This is a genomic window from Blastococcus sp. SYSU DS0533 (genome assembly GCF_054050775.1).
Window position 1 is genome coordinate 74432 of sequence record NZ_JBJGZZ010000015.1, and the last position, 19731, is coordinate 94162.

General features: G+C 76.0%; 19 protein-coding genes and 1 tRNA gene. 13 read left to right on the forward strand and 7 right to left on the reverse strand.

Features of this window, described 5'->3' with window-relative positions:
• Positions 1-99: 99 nt before the first annotated feature.
• The 3 genes from radA to ACI79W_RS16385 all read right to left on the reverse strand — a co-directional run bounded on the left by radA (position 100) and on the right by ACI79W_RS16385 (position 3232).
• Positions 100-1464, reverse strand: coding sequence for a DNA repair protein RadA (radA, locus tag ACI79W_RS16375; protein ID WP_456563150.1), 1365 nt, complete (start codon positions 1462-1464; stop codon positions 100-102).
• 100 nt (positions 1465-1564) lie between these two features.
• Positions 1565-2248 (reverse strand): hypothetical protein, encoded by a 684-nt coding sequence (locus ACI79W_RS16380; protein WP_456563151.1) that lies wholly within the window; start codon positions 2246-2248, stop codon positions 1565-1567.
• 135 nt (positions 2249-2383) lie between these two features.
• Entirely contained in the window at positions 2384-3232 is an 849-nt protein-coding gene (locus ACI79W_RS16385; RefSeq protein ID WP_456563152.1) for a UbiA family prenyltransferase, read from the reverse strand.
• A 130-nt stretch (positions 3233-3362) separates the two neighbouring features.
• On the opposite strand from ACI79W_RS16385, the gene ACI79W_RS16390 reads away from it, so the two are divergent.
• The 6 genes from ACI79W_RS16390 to ACI79W_RS16415 all read left to right on the forward strand — a co-directional run bounded on the left by ACI79W_RS16390 (position 3363) and on the right by ACI79W_RS16415 (position 7979).
• Positions 3363-3845, forward strand: a complete 483-nt coding sequence (locus tag ACI79W_RS16390; RefSeq protein ID WP_091929357.1) for a CarD family transcriptional regulator — start codon at positions 3363-3365, stop codon at positions 3843-3845.
• A gap of 38 nt (positions 3846-3883) precedes the next feature.
• On the forward strand, positions 3884-4567 hold the full coding sequence (ispD, locus tag ACI79W_RS16395) for a 2-C-methyl-D-erythritol 4-phosphate cytidylyltransferase (protein ID WP_456563153.1): 684 nt from the start codon (positions 3884-3886) through the stop codon (positions 4565-4567).
• Positions 4564-5085 (forward strand): 2-C-methyl-D-erythritol 2,4-cyclodiphosphate synthase, encoded by a 522-nt coding sequence (ispF, locus tag ACI79W_RS16400; RefSeq protein WP_456563154.1) that lies wholly within the window; start codon positions 4564-4566, stop codon positions 5083-5085. Before ispD ends, ispF begins: the two co-directional genes overlap by 4 nt.
• A 10-nt stretch (positions 5086-5095) precedes the next feature.
• Positions 5096-6496, forward strand: coding sequence for a cysteine--tRNA ligase (gene cysS, locus ACI79W_RS16405; RefSeq protein WP_456563155.1), 1401 nt, complete (start codon positions 5096-5098; stop codon positions 6494-6496).
• Complete coding sequence (rlmB, locus tag ACI79W_RS16410; RefSeq protein WP_456563156.1) at positions 6478-7473, forward strand: 23S rRNA (guanosine(2251)-2'-O)-methyltransferase RlmB; 996 nt, start codon at positions 6478-6480, stop codon at positions 7471-7473. The genes cysS and rlmB overlap by 19 nt, the downstream gene beginning before the upstream one ends.
• Positions 7474-7550: 77 nt before the next feature.
• The gene (locus ACI79W_RS16415) at positions 7551-7979 is read left to right on the forward strand and encodes a CBS domain-containing protein (protein WP_456563157.1); all 429 of its coding nucleotides are present in this window, start codon (positions 7551-7553) and stop codon (positions 7977-7979) included.
• 21 nt (positions 7980-8000) lie between these two features.
• Here the strand turns inward: ACI79W_RS16415 and ACI79W_RS16420 are convergent, their stop codons facing one another.
• The 3 genes from ACI79W_RS16420 to ACI79W_RS16430 form a co-directional block, all read right to left on the reverse strand.
• Entirely contained in the window at positions 8001-9281 is a 1281-nt protein-coding gene (locus ACI79W_RS16420) for a DUF445 domain-containing protein (protein WP_456563158.1), read from the reverse strand.
• A gap of 42 nt (positions 9282-9323) precedes the next feature.
• The gene (locus tag ACI79W_RS16425; protein ID WP_456563159.1) at positions 9324-10580 is read right to left on the reverse strand and encodes a S1C family serine protease; all 1257 of its coding nucleotides are present in this window, start codon (positions 10578-10580) and stop codon (positions 9324-9326) included.
• A 108-nt stretch (positions 10581-10688) separates the two neighbouring features.
• Positions 10689-11462 carry an ABC transporter permease gene (locus tag ACI79W_RS16430; protein ID WP_456563160.1) on the reverse strand — a complete coding sequence of 258 codons (774 nt, stop codon included), beginning with the start codon at positions 11460-11462 and terminating at the stop codon, positions 10689-10691.
• 147 nt (positions 11463-11609) lie between these two features.
• Between ACI79W_RS16430 and ACI79W_RS16435 the strand changes: the two genes are divergently transcribed.
• Both ACI79W_RS16435 and ACI79W_RS16440 read left to right on the forward strand, forming a co-directional pair.
• A complete protein-coding gene (locus ACI79W_RS16435; protein ID WP_456563161.1) occupies positions 11610-12281 on the forward strand; it encodes a hypothetical protein in 672 nt (223 codons plus the stop codon).
• A gap of 81 nt (positions 12282-12362) precedes the next feature.
• Positions 12363-12435 (forward strand) — tRNA-Thr (locus ACI79W_RS16440).
• On the opposite strand, the gene ACI79W_RS16445 is transcribed toward ACI79W_RS16440, so the two are convergent.
• Positions 12435-12827 (reverse strand): DUF5313 family protein, encoded by a 393-nt coding sequence (locus ACI79W_RS16445; protein WP_456563167.1) that lies wholly within the window; start codon positions 12825-12827, stop codon positions 12435-12437. The genes ACI79W_RS16440 and ACI79W_RS16445 overlap by 1 nt on opposite strands.
• A 71-nt stretch (positions 12828-12898) precedes the next feature.
• Here ACI79W_RS16445 and rarD point away from each other — a divergent pair, with 71 nt between their 5' ends.
• The 5 genes from rarD to ACI79W_RS16470 all read left to right on the forward strand — a co-directional run bounded on the left by rarD (position 12899) and on the right by ACI79W_RS16470 (position 19543).
• Positions 12899-13816, forward strand: coding sequence for an EamA family transporter RarD (rarD, locus tag ACI79W_RS16450; protein ID WP_456563162.1), 918 nt, complete (start codon positions 12899-12901; stop codon positions 13814-13816).
• A 117-nt stretch (positions 13817-13933) separates the two neighbouring features.
• On the forward strand, positions 13934-14272 hold the full coding sequence (locus ACI79W_RS16455; protein WP_456563163.1) for a DUF3263 domain-containing protein: 339 nt from the start codon (positions 13934-13936) through the stop codon (positions 14270-14272).
• A gap of 560 nt (positions 14273-14832) precedes the next feature.
• Positions 14833-15726, forward strand: coding sequence for a LytR C-terminal domain-containing protein (locus tag ACI79W_RS16460; RefSeq protein WP_456563164.1), 894 nt, complete (start codon positions 14833-14835; stop codon positions 15724-15726).
• A gap of 77 nt (positions 15727-15803) precedes the next feature.
• Positions 15804-18668, forward strand: a complete 2865-nt coding sequence (locus tag ACI79W_RS16465; RefSeq protein ID WP_456563165.1) for an alpha/beta fold hydrolase — start codon at positions 15804-15806, stop codon at positions 18666-18668.
• Positions 18665-19543, forward strand: a complete 879-nt coding sequence (locus ACI79W_RS16470) for an ABC transporter permease (protein ID WP_456563166.1) — start codon at positions 18665-18667, stop codon at positions 19541-19543. Before ACI79W_RS16465 ends, ACI79W_RS16470 begins: the two co-directional genes overlap by 4 nt.
• The last annotated feature ends 188 nt before the right edge of the window (positions 19544-19731 follow it).

The following is a 19731-nucleotide window of genomic DNA, read 5'->3' on the forward strand; positions in this document are numbered from 1 at the left end:
CGAGTGGTACGGCATCCGAGTCTACGTACCCGTGTGACCGACCGGGCACGCTCGGGGGGGCGGTCGGTGCGCACCGTCCGCATACGGAACCCTACGGGCTCAGAACATGCGGTGGAAGGCCGCCCCCAGGTCGGGGACCTCGATCAGCCGCATGCCGGCCGGGGCGGCGCCGGCGTCCGGCGGGACCAGGGCCACGCGATACCCCTGGCGGGCGGCCTCGGCGAGTCGGCGGCCGGTGCCGCCGACTCGGCGGATCTCCCCCGAGAGACCGACCTCGCCGAGGGCCACCAGCCCCGCCGGCAGCGGGGTGTCCTTGGCGGCGGAGGCGATCGCCAGCGCCAGGGCGAGGTCGGCGGCCGGCTCGGCGATCCGCACCCCGCCGACGGAGGCGGCGAACACGTCGGCGTCGGCCAGCTTGACCCGGCCACGGCGCTCCACCACGGCGTTCACCATGGCCACCCGCTGGGAGTCCAGGCCGCTGACGGCCCGGCGGGGCGAGCCGCCGCCGCTCGTGCTGGCGACGAGGGCCTGCACCTCGGCCAGCAGCGGCCGGCTGCCCTCCAGGGTGACGGTGACGCAGCTGCCCGGCACCGGGTCGCTGCGCCGCGACACGAAGAGCGCCGACGGGTCGGGCACGCCCACGACCCCGCTGTCCCCGATCTCGAAGCAGCCGATCTCGTCGGCCGGGCCGAACCGGTTCTTGGTGGCCCGGACCATGCGCAGCGTCGAGTGCCGCTCGCCGTCGAAGGAGACCACGACGTCGACGAGGTGCTCGAGCGTGCGCGGTCCGGCGATGGCGCCGTCCTTCGTGACGTGCCCCACGAGGATCGTGGTCATGCCGCGGGTCTTCGCGACGCCGGTCAGGGCCGATGCCACGGCGCGGACCTGCGTGGAACCGCCGTCAGTCCCCTCGACGGCAGGGGAGCGGACGGTCTGCACGCTGTCGAGCACCAGCAGCGAGGGGTTGACCGCCTCGACGTGGGCGAGCACCGCGGACAGCTCCGTCTCGGCCGCGAGGTACAGCCGGTCGTGCAGGGCGCCGATCCGCTCCGCGCGGAGCCGGACCTGCCCGGCCGACTCCTCGCCGGAGACCACCAGCGTGGGCCCTCCGGCGGCGGCGACCCGGTGGGCCACCTCGAGCAGCAGCGTGGACTTGCCGACCCCGGGCTCCCCGGCGACGAGGAGCACCGCACCCGGCACGAGACCCCCGCCGAGCACGCGGTCGAACTCGGCGATCCCGGTGGGCACCGCGCGAGCGCCGGCGAGCTCCACCTCGGCGATCGGCCGGGCCGGCGCGCTCACCTGCCCGGCCGACACGGCCCGCAGCCCGGTGGCCGGGGCGCCGAGCTCCTGCAGGGTGCCCCAGGCCTGGCACTCGGGGCAGCGCCCGACCCACTTCGCCGAGGCGTAGCCGCACTCGGTGCAGCGGTGGGCAGGGCGGGACTTCACTCCGGCAGGTGGCACGCCGGGCACGCTAGCCGCGGCCACCGACAGTTCCCCGGAGAACGCGCGACGGCGGCTCCCGGGCAGGAGCCGCCGTCGCGGGGTGGAGCGTGGGTGGTGGTCAGTTCTCGGGGTTGCCGCCGCCGGCGACCTCGGTGTTCTCCCGGTTGCCCTCTTCGGCGGCGCCGCCGGTCTCGCCCTCCTCCTCGTGGTGGAAGTCGAAGGACTCGTCGCGCTCGCGGAACTCCTCGAACGCGGCGACCGGGACCACCGTGGTGACCTCGCCGGCGTTCTCGAAGGTGAACGTCAGCTCGAGGATCCGGCCGGTGGTGAGCGGCTCGTCGAGGTCGGTGAGCGTGATCGCGGCGTCGCCGTCCCCGCCGAGGAAGACGGAGGAACCCGCCGGGATCACCAGTTCGCCGTCGCCTGCGGTGGTGCCCGTGTCCTCCGTGGAGCCGGCGCCGGTGCCCGGCGGCTGCGCGCTGGGGGACGCGGCGCTCCCGGCGTCGATCTCGACGTCGCCGAAGCCCTCACCGGAGACCCCGGTCAGGGTGTCGTCCTCCTGGCCGGTGTTGACGATGGCCAGCCGGAGCGGTGCGTCCCCGCCCGCCGGGTACTCGCCGTCCTCCGGGGCGGCGACGGCGATCTGGCGCAGCACGATGTCATCACTCACCTCGGCGGTCGCGCCGACCTTGTCGCGCTCCTGCTCGGCGGTCTGCGTGACCTGGCCGGCGCTGCACGCCGAGAGGGCGAAGGGGGAGAAGAGCAGAACGCCCATCGTGGCGGCGCGCAGAGCGCGGTTCACGGCTGTCGACCTCCAGCAGGACCGTGCCGGCCACCGGGGAGTCGGTGGCGCGGAGACGTGCCGAGCGTATCGGTCGCCCGACGGGCCTGCCCGCAGGGAGCCGTCCGCGTCGCGACCCGACGCCTCCGGAGCCGGTCAGGCCAGGCTCGAACCGCTGCCGACCAGCAGGGCGACGTCCAGCACCGTCAGCAGCATGACGGCGGGGAAGGCGAGGCCACGTAAGCGCGGTGTGCCCGCGAGGGCGGCGACCGCGGCGGCGGGCACGGCCAGGGCGAGGGCGGCCCAGCCGGCGGGCCCCGGTGGCCCCGGCGGGCCCAGGACCAGCACCAGCGTCGCGCCGGCCAGCAGCAGCGCGCCGCAGCCCGCGGAGACCCGCGCCCCGAGCCGGTGCGGCAGCCCGCGGACGCCGGTGGCCAGGTCCTCCTCGAGGTCGGGGGCGACGTTGGCCAGGTGGGCCGCCCCGCCCAGCGCCGCGCCGGCCGCCACGAGCCACCACGGGGGCGCGGGTGTCCCGGGAGCGGCGGCGACCACCCCGGCGGGCAGTGCCCCGAAACCCACCACGTAGCCCGCGCCGGACCAGGCGGTGCGCTTGAGCCCGGCGTTGTAGGCCCAGCCGCTCGCGACGAGCAGCAGCAGGAGGGCGCCGGGGACCAGTCCCAGGACGAGCGAGAGGACGACGGTCGTGGCGGCGGCGGCGAGGGCCGCGCTCCGCAGCGTGGCCGGCGCGACGGCGCCCTGCACCACCGGCTTGTCCGCCCGTGCGACGGCGCGGTCGCGGTCGGCGTCGAGCCAGTCGTTGCTCCAGCCGATGGAGGCCTGACCTGCGAGGACGGCCACGCAGAGCAGGGCGGTGCGCGCCGGCGGGACGTCGGCGGCGACGGCCAGCAGCGTGGCCACGGTGGTGACCGCCACGGTCGGCCCCAGGTGGGTCGCGCGGACCAGCGCGCGGGTCGTCGCGCCCGGCCGGGCGGCGCCCGCAGGCACATCAACCACGGTCTGTCAACCCCTCCGACGCGTCGACCCAAGCCGCTGACCTGCATATTTACTGCCCGGCGCCGATCCGTTGGTCAGTCTGCCGTGCTAACCTTGGGGGAGCGAAAGGGGTCACATCCACATGGGCTTCACTGTCGGCGAGACCGTCGTCTACCCGCACCACGGTGCCGCGCTCATCGAGGCGATCGAGAAGCGCACGATCAAGGGTGAAGAGAAGGCCTACCTCGTGCTGAAGGTCGCCCAGGGCGACCTCACCGTGCGCGTGCCGGCCGACAACGCAGAGATCGTCGGCGTCCGTGACGTCGTCGGTCAGGAGGGGCTCAACCGGGTGTTCGAGGTGCTCCGCGCCCCGCACACGGAGGAGCCGACGAACTGGTCGCGCCGCTACAAGGCCAACCTCGAGAAGCTGGCCTCCGGCGACGTGAACAAGGTCGCCGAGGTCGTCCGCGACCTCTGGCGCCGTGACAAGGACCGCGGCCTCTCCGCCGGCGAGAAGCGGATGCTCTCCAAGGCCCGCCAGATCCTGGTGAGCGAGCTCGCGCTCGCCGAGGGCACGAACGAGGACAAGGCCGAGGTCCTGCTCGACGAGGTCCTCGCCAGCTGAGTGCTCCGCGCTCCCGCACATCCCACCGAACCGCTCCCGTGCACGCTGTCGCCATCGTCGCAGCGGCCGGGAGCGGTTCGCGTCTGGGGGCTGCGCAGCCGAAGGCGCTGGTGAAGCTCGGTGGGCGGCCGCTGGTCGCCTGGGCCGTCGACGCCCTGCTCGCCGGTGGGGTCGCCGAGGTGGTCGTCACCGTCCCGCCCGCGGAACGAGCCGCCTTCGCCGCCGCGCTGCCCGGGGCGGTGCGGCTCGTCGACGGCGGGGCCACCCGGACCGCATCGGTGCGCGCGGGGCTCGCCGCGGCCGGCCCGCTGGCCGACGCGGTCCTGGTGCACGACGCCGCCCGGCCGCTCACCCCGCCCGACGCCGTGGCCCGGGTGCTGGATGCCCTGGCCGGTGGCGCGCGCGCCGTCGTCCCGGTGCTGCCGGTCGTCGACACCACCGTCCTGGTGGACGACGACGGGGTGGTCGCCGAAGCCGTCCCCCGTGCGCCGCTGCGTCGGGTGCAGACCCCGCAGGGCTTCGACCGCGCCACCCTGGTCGCCGCGTACGCCGCCCTCGACGACGCGGCCGCGTTCACGGACGACGCCGCCGTAGTCCGCGCCGCCGGTGTCCCGGTGCGCACCGTCCCCGGTGACGAGCGATCCGCCAAGATCACCGTTCCCCACGACCTGGCGCTCGCCGAGCTGAGCGTCGGCCTGACCGCGAGCGAGGTGCACCCGTGACCGTGCTGCCCCGCGTCGGCATCGGCACCGACGTCCACCCCGTGGTCGCGGGGCGGCCCTGCCGCCTGGCCGGGCTCGACTGGCCGGCCACCCACGGCTGCGCCGGCCACTCGGACGGCGACGTGGTGGCCCACGCGCTCACCGACGCCGTGCTGTCCGCGGCCGGTCTCGGTGACATCGGCGGCCTGCTGGGCACCGACGACCCGCGCTGGGCCGGGGCCGCCGGCATCGCCGTCCTCGAGTACGTCCGCGATGTCGTGACCGGCCTCGGCTGGGAGATCGGCAACGCGTCGGTGCAGCTGATCGCCAACAGCCCGAGGCTCGGCCCGCGCCGGGCGGAGGCCGAGGCGGCGCTGTCGGCCGCGCTCGGAGCGCCGGTCAGCGTGGCGGCCACCACCACCGACGGCCTCGGCCTGACCGGCCGGGGGGAGGGTCGGGCCGCCGTGGCGACCGCGCTCGTGGTCCGGACGGGGGAGGAGCCCTCGCCGGCGGCGGAAGGGCCCGCGCCGACTCCGTAGACTTCCGGCAGTGAGCCTCCGCCTGTACGACACGGCCGCCCGCGCGGTCCGCGACTTCACGCCCCTGCGTGCCGGTCACGCGTCGGTCTACGTCTGCGGCCTCACCGTGCAGGGCCCGCCGCACGTCGGGCACGTCCGGGCGGCGGTCTCCTTCGACGTCCTGCGGCGCTGGCTGATGGCGCGCGGCCTCCAGGTCACCTACGTCCGCAACGTCACCGACATCGACGACAAGATCCTCACGAAGGCCGACGAGCACGACGTCCCGTGGTGGGCCTGGGCGTTCGAGAACGAGCGGGCCAGCACCCGCGCCTATGACGTCCTCGGCGTCCTGCCGCCCACGTACGAGCCGCGCGCCACCGGGCACGTCCCGGAGATGGTCGAGCTCATGCAGCGGCTGATCGACCGCGGGCACGCCTACGCCGTCGACGGTGACGTCTACTTCGACGTCCGCTCCTTCCCGGAGTACGGGCAGCTCACCGGGCAGCGGCTCGACGCCCTGGAGCCCGCCGCCGACACCGACAGCGACGAGCGCAAGCGCGACCCCCGCGACTTCGCGCTCTGGAAGGCGGCCAAGCCCGCCGAGCCGGCGACGGCCTCCTGGCCGACCCCGTGGGGGCGTGGCCGCCCGGGCTGGCACCTGGAGTGCTCGGCGATGGCCGGCAAGTACCTGGGCGCGGCGTTCGACATCCACGGTGGTGGCCTGGACCTGCGCTTCCCGCACCACGAGAACGAGCAGGCGCAGTCCCGGGCGGCCGGCGACGGGTTCGCCCGGTACTGGATGCACAACGGCTGGGTCACCCTCGGCGGCGAGAAGATGAGCAAGTCGCTGGGCAACACAGCGCTCGTGGACGAGGTGGTGCAGCGCGTGCGCCCGGTCGAGCTGCGCTACTACCTGGTCGCCCCGCACTACCGGTCGACGATCGAGTTCACCGACGCGGCGCTCGAGGAGGCCGGGCAGGCCTACCGGCGGATCGAGTCGTTCGTGAAGCGAGCGGCGGAGCGGGTCGGCGCGGATGCCGGGGCCCCCGTGCTCTGCGCCGACTTCGGCAACGCGCTCGACGACGACCTCGGCACCCCGGCGGCGATCGCAGCGATCCACGAGACGGTGCGCCAGGGCAACACCGCGCTGGCCGACGGGGACGAGCGGGCGGTCGCGGGCACCCTCGGCTCGGTGCGCGCGATGCTCGGCGCCCTCGGGCTCGACCCGCTCGACCCGCAGTGGGCGGCCGGCTCGGACGACCGGCTGGCGCAGGCCACCGACGGGCTGGTGGCGCTGGCGCTCGAGCAGCGGCAGGCTGCCCGGGCGCGCAAGGACTTCGCGGCGGCGGACGCGATCCGCGACCGGCTCGCCGCCCTCGGCGTCTCCGTCGAGGACACCCCCCAGGGACCCCGATGGGAGCTGACCCGCTGATGGCCGGCAACAGCCAGCGCCGTGGCCGCACGACCGGTGCGGGCAAGAAGGGCGCCACCGCCGGTACCGGCGGGAAGAACCGCCGGTCGCTGGCCGGCCGCGGCGCCACCCCGCCGGCCGAGCAGCGGTACGGGCACCCGGCCCAGCGCCGCGCGCAGGCCCAGGAGCGCCAGCGGGCCGACCGGGCGCGGGCCCGCCAGCGCGCCGAGGAGGCGCCGGAGCTGCTGCTCGGCCGCAACCCCGTCGTCGAGGCGCTGCGCGCGCAGATCCCGGCGACGGCGCTGTACGTCGTCACCGGGGACGCCACGCGCGGCGGTACCGACGAGCGGATCACCGAGGCCCTCGCGCTGGCGGCCGACCGCGGGCTGCCGCTGCTCGAGGTGGGCAGGGCCGAGTTCGACCGCATGGCGCAGGGCGCCCTGCACCAGGGCATCGGCCTGCAGGTGCCGCCGTACGACTACGCGCACCCCGACGACCTGCTCGACATCGCCCGCGACTCGGGCCGGGCCCCCCTGGTCGTGGCGATGGACGGGGTGACCGATCCGCGCAACCTCGGCGCCGTCGTCCGGTCGGCGGCCGCCTTCGACGCGCACGGCGTCGTCGTGCCGCAGCGCCGCGCGGTGGGGATGACGGCCTCGGCGTGGCGCACCAGCGCCGGTGCGGCGGCCCGGCTGCGCGTCGCCCGGGCGGTCAACCTGCCGCGGGCGCTGGCCGCCTACCAGGACGCCGGGCTGCAGACCGTGGGCCTGGCCGGTGACGGCGACGTCGACCTGCACGAGTACGACGGGTTCGCCGACCCGGTCGCCCTCGTCGTCGGCGCGGAGGGCACCGGGCTGTCGCGGCTGGTGCGGGAGAAGTGCGACGTCGTCGTGCGCATCCCGATCTCGCGCGGGACCGAGTCGCTCAACGTCAGCGTCGCCGCCGGGATCGCCCTCTACCAGGCGGCGCAGCGCCGCAGCCCGGGCGCGGCCCGCTAGCGACCCCGCGCGCCGGACCGTTGCGCCCCTTCGGGGACCCGGAGGACACTCCCGGCCACCGTTCCGAGGAGGGCAGCGTGCGCATCAGCCAACTGCTCCGGCGCAAGGGGTCGGAGGTCGCCACCATCGACGGGTCCGCGAGCATCCGGTCGGCCCTCGCGCTGCTGGCGGAGAGGGGGATCGGTGCCCTCGTCGTCTCCTCGGACGGCCGCCGGGTCGACGGCATCGTCTCGGAGCGGGACGTCGCCCGGGGCCTCCACGACCGGGGGAGCGACCTCCTCGAGCACCCGGTGTCCAGCGTGATGACGACGCAGGTGCACGTGTGCCCGCCCGACGCGACCGTGGACGGCCTCGCGCGCACGATGACCGACCACCGGGTGCGGCACGTCCCCGTCGTCGCCGACGGCGTCCTGGTCGGCATCGTCTCGATCGGCGACGTCGTCAAGGCGCGGCTGGACGAGCTCGAGGCCGAGCGCCAGCAGCTGGTCGACTACATCCAGGCCTGACGCCCGGCCGGGGCCATGAGGTCAGCCGAGCAGCTGGGCCACCGTGTAGATGACCAGGCCGGCGAGGCCGCCGACGACGGTGCCGTTCACCCGGATCCACTGGAGGTCGCGGCCCACCTGGAGCTCGATCCGCCGGCTGGTCTCGTCGGTGTCCCACCGGGCGACGGTGCTGCTGACCAGGTCGGCGAGGTCACCGGAGAAGCGCTCGGCGACGTAGCCCGCCACCTGGCCGCTGTGCCGCTGCACGAGCTCGCGCACGGTCGGGTCGGTCCGCAGCAGCCGGGCGCCGTCGAGGATCAGCGCCGTCACGCGGGCGCGCAGCGGGGACGTCGGGTCGGCCGCGGCGGTCAGCACCGCGTCCTTCGCCGTCGTCCAGAGCGAGCCCGACCAGTCGCGCACCGCGGGGTGCGCCAGCACCTCGTGCTTGAACTCCTCCACCCGCGCGGCGGCGGCGGGGTCGGTGCGCAGGGCGTGCACGTAGGCGCGCAGCCGGGCGTCGTAGGCGCGGCGGAGCTCGTGGCGGGGGTCGGCGGCGACCTCGGCCAGGAAGCGGTGCACCCCGGTGAAGGCCCGGTCGAACACCCGGTCGTCCACCCAGTCGGGCACCCAGGCGGGGGAGGCGTCACCCAGCTGCGCCCGGAACACCAGCCGGTTCTCGTCGAGGAACCGGGACATGAGCCGCATGGCCGCGGAGAGCACCTCCTGGTGCCGGTCGCCGTCGACCACGAGCTCCAGCACCCGGGCCAGCGCCGGGGCGGCGGGGGTCTCGTGCAGCTTGCGCTCGACCAGCGCGGCGACGGCCGGTTGCACCTCGTCGTCCTTGAGCAGCTGGGTGATGCCGGTGAGCGCGGTGGCGGCATCACCGCCCAGCCGCTCGGCGCGCCCGGGGGCGGCCAGGAAGGCGCCCAGCCGGCCGGGGACGTCGATCGTGGCGAGCTTCTCCGCGACGACGGCGCGGGTCAGGAAGTTCTCCTGCACGAAGCTGCCCAGGCTCTCGCCGATCTGGTCCTTCTTGCGCGGGATGATCGCGGTGTGCGGGATGGGCAGCCGCAGCGGGTGCCGGAAGAGCGCGGTGACGGCGAACCAGTCCGCCAGCGCCCCCACCATGGAGGCCTCGGCCGTCGCCCGGACGTAGCCGACCCACGCCCCGGCGTCCTCGCCCAGCAGCACGCAGGCCAGGAAGACTGCTGCGGCCAGCAGGAACAGGCCGGTCGCCAGCCGCTTCATCCGGGCCAGGTCGCGCGCCCTGGCCGGGTCGTCGAGCGAGCCGGCCAGGGGGACGGTCAGTCGGGGGGCGGCCACCCGGCCCAGCCTAGGGAGCCGGGTCGGGTGGTCGCCGGGGTCTCAGCTGGTCTCGCCCAGGGTGACCTCGATGGTGCGGGTGTCCGCCCCGCGGCGCACCGTCAGCTCGACCGTCTCGCCGGGGGTCCGGCTGCGGATGGCAGCGGTCAGCTCGGTGGACGTGGTGATCGGGCGCTGCCCGACGGCGGTGACGACGTCACCGACCTGCAGCCCGGCCTCCTCGGCCGCGCTGCCCGGCTCCACGGTGGCCACCTCGGCGCCGGTGCCGACCTCGCGGTTCTGGTCGTCGGCGGCGGTGCCGGCCCGGACGCCCAGGTAGGCGCGGGTCGCGGTGCCGGTCTCGATGATCTCCTGGGCCACCCGCTGCGCGGTGTTGCCCGGGATGGCGAAGCCGACGCCGATGTTGCCGCTCTGCCCCTGCCCGCCGGGCGTGCCCGAGGCGACGGTGGCGATCGCGGTGTTGATGCCGATGACCTCACCGGCGCCGTCGACCAGCGCGCCGCCGGAGTTGCCGGGGTTGATCGCCGCGTCGGTCTGGATCGCGTCCAGAACGGTGGCGTCGTCCTGCGTCGAACCGGTGGCCACGGCGCGGCCGGTGGCGCTGATGATGCCGTCGGTCACGGTGTTCGACAGCCCCAGCGGGGCGCCGATGGCGACGGCGACGTCACCGATCTGCACCTCGTCGGAGTCGGCGAAGGTGGCGGGGACGAGGTCCTGCGCGCCGTCGAGGCGGAGCACGGCCAGGTCGAACGCGGGGTCGGTGCCCACGATCTGGGCGTCGTAGAGGGTGCCGTCGGAGGTGCGCACCTGGACGGAGCCGTTCCCGCTCGCCCCATCGGCGACGACGTGGTTGTTGGTGAGCACGTAACCGTCGGCGGTCAGCACGACCCCGGAGCCGCTGCCCGCACCGGAGCCGCTGCTCACGTACACGGTGACGACGCTCGGCGCGGCCTTGGCGGCGGCGGCCGTGGCGGTGGTCGCCCGGTCGGGGTTCTGGATGGTCACGCTCTGCGCGGAGGCGGGCGAACCGGTGCCGGCGGCCGGCTCGTCGAGCAGCGTGACGACACCGGCTCCGGCGCCGCCGCCGATCAGGGCACCGGCCACCAGGCCGGCCAGCCCGATCCGCAGCCGGCTCCCGCGGCGCGGGGCGCGCTGCTCGGCCGGCGGCGTCGGCAGCCCGCCGTAGCCCTGGTAGCCCGGCGCCAGCACGGGCTGGGGGGTCGTCGGCTGCGGCGCCGCCGGCGGCTGCCAGGCGAACTGCTGCCCCGCGCCGGGGTACTGGTGCTGGTGCTCGGTCACGCGTCGTTCCTCTCCTCGCAGCCGTCCGGCCGCTGCGTCGGAACCCACTGTCGGCCCGTCCTCTGGTGCAACGCTGGAGGAGTGCTGTGAGCTTCCTGGACGCCCGGATCAGCGCGGGACGGGGAGGATCCGGCCGCGGGCGACGAGCTCGGTGACCGCCCAGACGGCGAGCACCTCGGCGGCCAGAAGCCCGACGAGGACCAGCAGCTGCGCCGCCCCGGCCTCCAGCGGGGTGCCGCCGCCCAGCAGCACGCCGACGAAGGCGCCGGGCAGGGTGACCAGCCCGACCGTCCGGGTCTGGTCCAGCGGCGGAACGAGCGCCGTGCCCGCCACCGGGCGGCCGACCAGCAGGACCGCGTCGCGGGGGAGCAGCCCGACCGCGAGGGCGGCCTCCACCTCGCCGTGCCGCTGGCCGAGCTCCTCGCGCAGGCGCCGGCCCGCGAGCGAGGTGGCGGTCATGGCGCCGCCGATGAGGATGCCGGCGATGGGGATGACCGCCTCGCCGCGGAGCGGGACGGTGCCGCTGGCCAGCACGAGGGCGACCACGGGCGCGGCGCCGCCGACCACCGGGACGGCGGTGGCCGCCAGCCGGCCGGGAGCGCCGGGTGAGCGCAGCGGCCGGCCGGTGGCCCGCCCGGCCGCGGTGGCGGTCGCCACCGACACCATGAGCAGCACGAAGGCCGCGGACAGCCACAGCGACCCGACCACGACCAGCAGCACGGCCGACACGACGGCGAGCTGCACGGTGGCGCGCCCCGCCGCGACCAGGACCGACCGGCCCTCGCCGAGCCCGGACACCCGCCCGCTCACGGCGGCCAGCGCGGTCAGCGCGACCAGGACCGCGCCGAGGCGGAGGTCGACGTCGACGACCGAGGACCCCACGACGCCGATCCTGCCTGGTCACCTGGCCGCCCGGCGGAGCGGGGCGCCGGTCGCGGAACTCGGTGTGCAGCAGCCCTCGCAGGCGGGTAGTGGGCGGGCCTGAGCCGGGAACCGCGCCTGCGGCCCGCTGCCCGTCCCGTCGGCCTCGTGGAGCTGTCCGTGCCCGTCCGTGGTCCTCTCGTCCGGTTCCTCATCGGCCTCGGTGTGGCCTGCGCCGCCGTGCTGGCGGTCGTCGGCGGCATCGCGCTCCGGGGGCCGGGCCTGGTGGCGGTGTGCGTCTCCGGCGCGCTCGCCGGGTGCGTGGCCGCCGGGGTGGCGCGCGAGGCGCCGCGACCGGCGCGCCGGTCGGTGCTCGAGTCGGCCGGTCAGGCGGCGGCCGTGACGATCGGGGCGCTGCTGGTGGTGAGCGGGACGGCGGTGCTCGCCGGGGGGGCCGTGGCGCTGCTGCTGGTCGGGCTCGGCGCCGCCGGGTGGGCCGCGCTCCGGTGGGCCCGGGACCGCCGCGAGGCGGCCCTCCGCGCAATGCCGCCGGCCGGCGCCGGGGGCGAGCCGGCGATCACCGTGGACGGGGCGTCGACGGCGACCCTGGGGGAGGAGTGGCGCCGCACGGGGGTCCAGCTGCAGCGGTCGCTGACCCCTGCGGTGCGGCAGCGGCTGGTGACCCGGCGGGCGCAGGTGCTCGACGAGCTGGAGCGCCGGGACCCGGACGGGTTCGCCCGCTGGCTGGCCGCCGGGCCCCTGGGGAGCGTCGACCCGACCGGCTTCGTCCGCGGCACCCCGCCGCGCGCCGACCCCAGCGCGGAGACCGAGGCCGCCTGACCGCCGGGATCCCCGGCGCCGGGGCGTCGGCCGTCCCTGACGTGGTCCCTAGACTCGTCCCGGGACCTGTCCCCACGTCCCGCCGGCGTGGCGCAACTGGTAGCGCACCCGACTTGTAATCGGGCGGTTAGGGGTTCGAGTCCCCTCGTCGGCTCAGTCGAAGCTCCCCGCGCCGTCGCGCCGGTACGGGGACAGCCGCTCCACCCGCGCCCGCTCGACGCGTTCGGCGCGCAGCCGGGCCGCCGTCCCCGGCTCGTAACCCGCCTTGGCCACGCGGTGCTCGGTGGTCTCGACCATGTAGGCCAGCGAGAACAGCAGCCCCAGCAGCAGCCCGCCGCCGGCCGCGGAGGCCCGGTAGGCCAGCGGGACGGGGACGAGCAGCAGGCACACCACGACGAGCGGCAGCAGCTGCACGACGGCCCGTGCCAGGTGCCGCCACACCCAGGTGCTGCAGGTGGTGTCGGCCAGCACCCACGGCGCCAGCTCGCGGGGCAGCCCCCCGCCGTACGCGTACCAGACCCACTGCAGGGGGCCGGGGCGCTGCATGCTCACGCCCTCGACGGTAGGCCTCTCCGGTCGCGTGCGGCCGGCCCCGGCCACGGGCGTACGGTGCCGCCGTGGACGAGCGTCGCCTGGGGGTGGTCTCGGGGCTCGGCGCCTACGCCCTCTGGGGCATCTTCCCGCTGTACTTCCCGCTCCTGGAGCCCGCCGGCGGCCTGGAGATCGTGGCCCACCGGGTGCTCTGGTCGCTGCTGTTCGTCGCGCTCGTGCTCACCGCCGTCCGCCGCTGGGGGCACGTGCGCGGCGCGATCGCCAGCCCGCGCACGCTCCTGGTCCTGGCCGGTGCAGCGGTGCTGATCGCCACCAACTGGCTGATCTACGTCTACGGGGTCAACTCCGGGCAGGTCGTGGAGACCTCCCTCGGCTACTTCATCAACCCGCTGGTCAGCGTGCTCCTGGGCGTCGTCGTCTTCGCCGAGCGGCTGCGCCGCCTGCAGTGGGTCGCCGTCGGCATCGCCACCGTCGCCGTCGTGGTCCTCACCGTCGACTACGGCCGCCCCCCGTGGATCGCGCTGGGCCTGGCGCTCTCCTTCGCCCTGTACGGGCTGATGAAGAAGCTGGTCCGGGTCGAGGCGGCGCCGGGGCTGTTCCTGGAGACGGCGCTGGTGGCGGTCCCGGCCGGTGCGGTCCTCGCCGTCCTGCACGCCGGCGGCACGGGCACGTTCGCGAACGCGGGCACCGGCCACGCCTTCCTGCTGGCCAGCGCAGGGGTGGCGACGGCGGTGCCGCTGCTGCTGTTCGCCGCGGCGGCCCGCCGCATCCCGCTCTCCACCGTGGGCCTGCTGCAGTACCTGACCCCGCTGATGCAGCTGGCGATCGGCGTCTTCGTCTACGACGAGCCCATGCCCCCCGCCCGCCTGGCCGGCTTCGTCATCGTCTGGGTGGCGCTGGCGGTCTTCACCGCCGACACCTGGCGACACGCCCGGGCCGGGGCCCGGCGGGCGGCCCGCGACGCGGTGGTCGCCACCCCCTGAGCGGGCTGCCGCGCCCGCCGTCCGGCGAAGGCCGGAAACGTCGGAGCGCGGCGCTACCGTCGTGCCCAGCCGCCGGGAGCGCCCGGCCGGTGGAGCAGCTCAGGAGATGGTCCGACGATGAACAGCGACCCAGCCCCCGTGGTCTCCCCGCCCCGGGTCGACGGGTCAGGGGAGGGATCCGTGCAGGCCGGCGGCGCGGGCCTGTCGCGGCGCGAGCACGAGATGCTCGGCTTCGAGCGCCAGTGGTGGCGGCGTGCCGGCGCCAAGGAGACGGCGATCCGCGACCTGTTCGACACGACGCCGACCCGGTACTACCAGGCTCTCAACGCCCTGGTCGACCGCCCGGAGGCGCTGGCCGCCGACCCGCTCGTGGTCCGGCGCCTGCGCCGGCTGCGGACGGCGCGGCAGCGGACGCGCTCCGCGCAGGTCCTGGGCAAGGCGAATGACATGGATTAGATTTGCTCACCGTGGGCAGGCACGCCGCGTCAGGCAGTGACGAACTGGGTCAGGGACACGTGTCGCCGGCCGCGGGGCGGCGCCGGACCGACGCCTCGGACGGCTCCTTCCCCGGTGCCAACCTGAGCGACCACCCGACCGCTCCCGGGCGCGACCGCGGCGGCCTCCGGCGTGATGTCGTGGCGGACGCCCCGGCCGAGCCGGTCCGTCAGGTCTCCCGCTCCCGGTTGCCGCTGCCGCCCGTCCCGGCCGGTCCGCGCGCCGGGGGTGCTCCGGCCCCGGCCGTCCCGCGGGCGGCGGGCGTTCCCGCACCGCAGACCAGCGCCGCCCCGTTCCGCGCGGTGCCCTCGCCCGCGCCGGCCGTCCTGGGTGAGGTTCCCGCCCCGGCCCGGCCCGGTGACCTCGTGGCGCCCCGTGGAGCGGATGCGGCCGTACCGGCCGCCCACCTCGCGGGCCCGGCCGCGCGCCCGGCGGGGCTCCTGGTCGACGGCGAGCCGCTGGTCACCACGGGCCCGACCCGTGGCCCGGGGCGAAGCGCTCCCGCGCCCCGGGTTCCCCGCGTGCCCCGGCAGACCACCCCGTCCGGGGCGCCTTCGTCCTCCTACGGCGACTGGACCAAGCCCTCGCGCACCGACGAGACGGGCCGCTCACGGCTCGGGCCCGTCGTGGTGGAGTCGCCGGCCACCACGGCGATCCCGGAGCGGGGCATCAGCGCCCGTCGCGACTCGGTGGCCGATCTCGACGGTGACCTCGCCCAGGGCGAGCCCGGGTACGACGACGCCCACGACCTCGGGGCGGAGGCCGCGGCTCCCGCGCCGGGCTCGGGGGAGGTCAAGGGCGGTCGCGCCGCCTACCGCGCCGAGCGGCAGGCCGCGGACGCCGCGCGCCGCAAGGCGGCCAAGCGCAACGGCACCCCCGAGGTGATCTTCGACGACGAGCCCGAGCGCAAGCCGCGCCGGGTGCTCAAGGGCCTGGTCGCCATGGCCGTGGTGGCCGGTGCCGTCCTCGGCGTCTACACGGTCACCGCGCCGGAGAAGGAGGAGGCCGCCGCCGTCGTCCCCGCTCCCCACAGCGTGCCGACCGTCGCCGTCCCCACCGCGGCCCTCCCGCCGTTGCCGGAGAACCCGGTGGTCGTGGAGCCGGAGATCACCACCCCGGTGCGCGTGCCGGTCACCGTGCTCAACGCGACGAACATCGCCGGCCTCGCCGCCAGGATCTCCGGCGCCGTGGTCGCCGGGGGCTGGGAGTCGCCCGGTGTCGGCGCCTACCCGGGCACCGACGTCTCGGCCACCACCGTCTACTTCACCGAGGGCGACGAGCTGCAGCGCCAGGCCGCGCTGCAGCTCATCGACCAGTTCCCCGAGCTGGCCGGCCCCGCGCCGCGCTTCTTCGAGGTGGCGGACGTCCCGGCACCGGGGCTCGTCGTCGTCGCCACGGGCAACTGGCAGCCCTGATCCCGGCCGGACCCGGGCCGCGGAACACCGGCCGGCCCTCGCCCGTTGGGGGCTGCGTGCGTTCCCTCCGCGGGCTCGTGCGTCCCCGCCCGCGCCCCGGTGCGCGCGCCGCGGCCGCCGCCCTGCTCGCCCTCGCCCTGCCGGCCGGTCCGATCGCGCTCGCGCCCCCGGCGGGCGCCGCGGAGGTCCGCACGGAGGAGGCGCGGGTGCCCTCGGGCTCCGGCGAGGACGCCGTCGAGCTCGACACCACGCTGTACCTGCCCGGCACCGACGAACCCGCGCCCGCGGTGGTGCTCGCGCACGGCTTCGGCGGCAGCAAGCGCTCGGTCGCCGACGACGCCGCTGACCTCGCCGAGCGCGGGTACGTCGTCCTCACCTACTCCGCGCGGGGGTTCGGGGAGAGCACCGGGCGGATCGGCCTGAACGACCCCCGCTACGAGATCGCCGACCTCTCCACGCTGCTCGACCTGCTGGCCGGGCGCGAGGAGGTCGAGCTCGACGCCGACGGCGACCCACGGGTGGGTGTGGCCGGGGGCTCCTACGGCGGCGCGCTCGCCCTGCTCGGCGCCGCCTACGACGAGCGGGTCGACGCCATCGCGCCGCAGATCACCTGGCACTCGCTGACCACGTCGCTCTTCCCGTCGCAGACCGGCGAGCTCGAGGCGGGCACGGTCGCAGCGGTGCCGCAGACGGGGGCGACCGGCGTCTACAAGCAGCTGTGGTCCGGGCTGTTCTTCGGCATCGGCTCGGCCTCGGGCGGCCTGCTGGACGCCGTCGGCGGTGGCGGTGGCGGCGCCGCACTGCCGGCCGGGCTGCCCGAGCGCCTGCTCGAGCAGGCTGCCGCGGACCCGGAGGCCGCCGAGCTGCTGCTCACCTGCGGCCGGTTCCGCATCGAGATCTGCCAGGCGTACCAGGCGGCCGCGTCCACCGGCACGCTCACGCCGGAGGTCGCCGCGGTGCTCGACCGCAGCAGCCCCGCCGGTGTCCTCGACCGCATCGACGTGCCGACGCTGCTGGTCCAGGGCACGCAGGACTCGCTCTTCGGCCTCGGCCAGGCCGACGCGAACGCGCGCGGGATCGCCGCGGACGGGACCCCGGTCAAGGTGGTCTGGTTCGCCGGCGGCCACGACGCCTCCTCGTCGGACCGGCAGGCGCAGGAGCTGCGCGACCTGGTCGCCGGCTGGTTCGACTGGCACCTGCGGGGACAGGGCGAGGACCCCGGCACCGGCTTCGAGTTCCCCGCGCCCACCGGCCTCGGTGCCACCGTGGGACGGGTGCAGGGCGGCGGCCGGACGGTCGCGGCGGCGGCCTACCCGGGGCTGGACGGCGCCGAGCCGGCCGCGCGGCGGGCGGTGACCGTCTCCGGCCCGGTGCAGCCCGTCGTCACGCCCGCCGGCGGCACACCCGCCGCGCTCACCACCGTGCCCGGGCTCGGTGCGCTCACCTCCGCGCTGGGCGGCACCACCGCGGAGATCCCGGGCCAGTTCGCCGCCTTCGACAGCGCACCGTTGGAGGCCCCGGTGGAGGTCGTCGGTGCCTCGACGGTCGACCTCGCGGTGGCCTCGCCCAGCGGCACCGCCACCCTCTTCGCGAAGCTCTACGACATCGGCCCCGACGGCGCGACCACCCTGCCCGGAGGGCTCGTGGCGCCCCTGTCCCTCACCGGTCTCTCCACGGACCCGACCGCCCCGACGCGGGTCGGCGTCACGCTCCCGGGCATCGTGCACCGGTTCGAGACCGGCCACACCATGCGGGTGCTGGTCTCCTCGACCGACCAGGCGTTCGCGCTGCCCGACGAGGCGGCGGTCTACACGGTCGGGCTCGCTTCCGACGTCGCCCCGAACGGTGTGGCCGCGGGTGAGGCGACCCTGGCCGCCCCCGAGGTCGACGGCCGCAGCGAGTCCACCACCGGCACCTCCCGCTGGTGGGTGCTGCTCGCCGTCCTCGCCGCGCTCGGGCTGCTGGGCTGGCTGGCCGCCCGCTGGTGGGGGAGCCGCCGCGACCGGCAGATCTCGCAGGTCGAACCGGACGGCGAGGAGGTGCCGCTGCGCTTCACCGGGGTGACCAAGGCCTACAAGGACGGCTTCGTCGCCGTCCGCGACCTCTCCTTCGAGGTGCGGCGCGGCCAGGTCCTCGGCCTCCTCGGGCCCAACGGCGCCGGCAAGACCACGTCGCTGCGGATGCTGATGGGCCTGATCAAGCCCACCGACGGGCGGATCAGCATCTTCGGGCACGCCGCCGGCCCCGGAGCGCCGGTGCTCTCCCGGCTCGGGTCGTTCGTGGAGGGCACCGGCCTGCAGCCGCACCTGTCCGGCCGCGACAACCTGACCCTCTACTGGGCCGCCACCGGACGCCCGGCCGAGGACGCGCATATGGAGGAGGCGATCGAGGTCGCCGGCCTCGGCTCGGCCATCGACCGGCCGGTGCGCCGGTACAGCCAGGGCATGCGCCAGCGGGTCGCGATCGCCCAGGCCATGCTGGGCCTGCCCGACCTGCTGGTGCTCGACGAGCCGACCAACGGGCTGGACCCGCCGCAGATCCACGCCATGCGCGAGGTGCTGCACGACTACGCGGCGACCGGGCGCACGGTGATCGTCTCCAGCCACCTGCTCAGCGAGATCGAGCAGACCTGCAGCCACGTCGTCGTCATGGCCAAGGGGCAGAAGATCGCCCAGGGCACCGTCGAGGAGATCGTCGGCGCCGGTGGCTCGGTGCTGGTCGGCCTCGCCGACGGGGCCGACACCGACCGGGCGGTCGCGGTCCTGTCCGCGCTGCCCGGCGTCACCGCAGCGCGCACCGACGACGGGCTGGTCGCCGAGCTGGACGGGGCCCGCCGCGCCGACGTGCTGCAGGCCCTGGTGTCCGCGGGCATCGCCGTCGACCAGTTCACGCCGCGACGCCGGCTCGAGGACGCCTTCCTGGCGCTCGTGGGGGAGTCATGACGACGACGGGCACCGGGCACGTGCAGCCGACCGGGGCGGTCGCCGGCTACCGGCCGGAGCGCACCCTGCGGCTGTCGGTCGAGCTGCGCCGCCAGTTCAAGCGCCGGCGGACCCTCGGCGTCTTCGCCCTCATGGTGGCGCTGCCGCTGGTGCTCATCGCCGCTCTGCAGCTGGGCGCCGGCGAGGAGGCGGCGGAGAACACCCGGATCAACCTGGTCGACGTCGCGACGGCGAGCGGGCTGAACTTCACCCTCTTCGTGCTGTTCGCGACCACCGGCTTCTTCCTCGTGGTGGTGTACGCGCTCTTCTTCGGCGACACGGTCGCCGTGGAGGCCCAGTGGGGGTCGCTGCGGTACGCGCTGGCGACCCCGGTCCCGCGGATGCGGCTGCTCCGGCAGAAGTGGCTGGCCGCGCTGGTGCAGTCGGTGGCCGCGCTGCTCACCCTCGCGGCCGTGGCGGTGGTGGCCGGGGGCATCGCGTTCGGCTTCGGCGACATCCGGACGCCGGTCGGGGTCGGGATCGACCAGGGCGAGGGCATGCTGCGGCTGGCCGGGATGCTCGGCTACCTCGCCGTCCACCTGCTGGTCGTCGGCGCGCTGGCGTTCTGGTTCTCCACCCTCACCGACGCGCCGCTGGCGGCGGTGGGCGGGGCGGTCTTCACCATGGTCGTCTTCGCGATCCTGGACCAGGTCGAGCAGCTCGGCTCGATCCGCGACTGGTTCCCGACGGCGGAGGAGTTCGCCTGGACCGACCTCCTCCAGACACCGGTCGACGACGGCGACCTGTTCCGCGGCGTGATCCAGTCGCTGGTCTACATCGCCGTCTTCACCGCGCTGGGCTTCCGCCACTTCGCCCACCGCGACGTCACGTCCTGAAGCACGTTCCGGCCGCGGTGGGGCGCCCGCATGCCCGGACCCCGGATCGGGTGGCAGAGGTCGTCTGCCCGGCCGTCCTCCCCGCCGGGGGTCCGGCCCGGAGCAGTAGCGCTCTGGCCCCCCCGCGTGGGGCGAGGGGTACTGCGCCCCCGTGTCCAACCGGGCGGCGCGCCGGCGGCGGCCTGTCA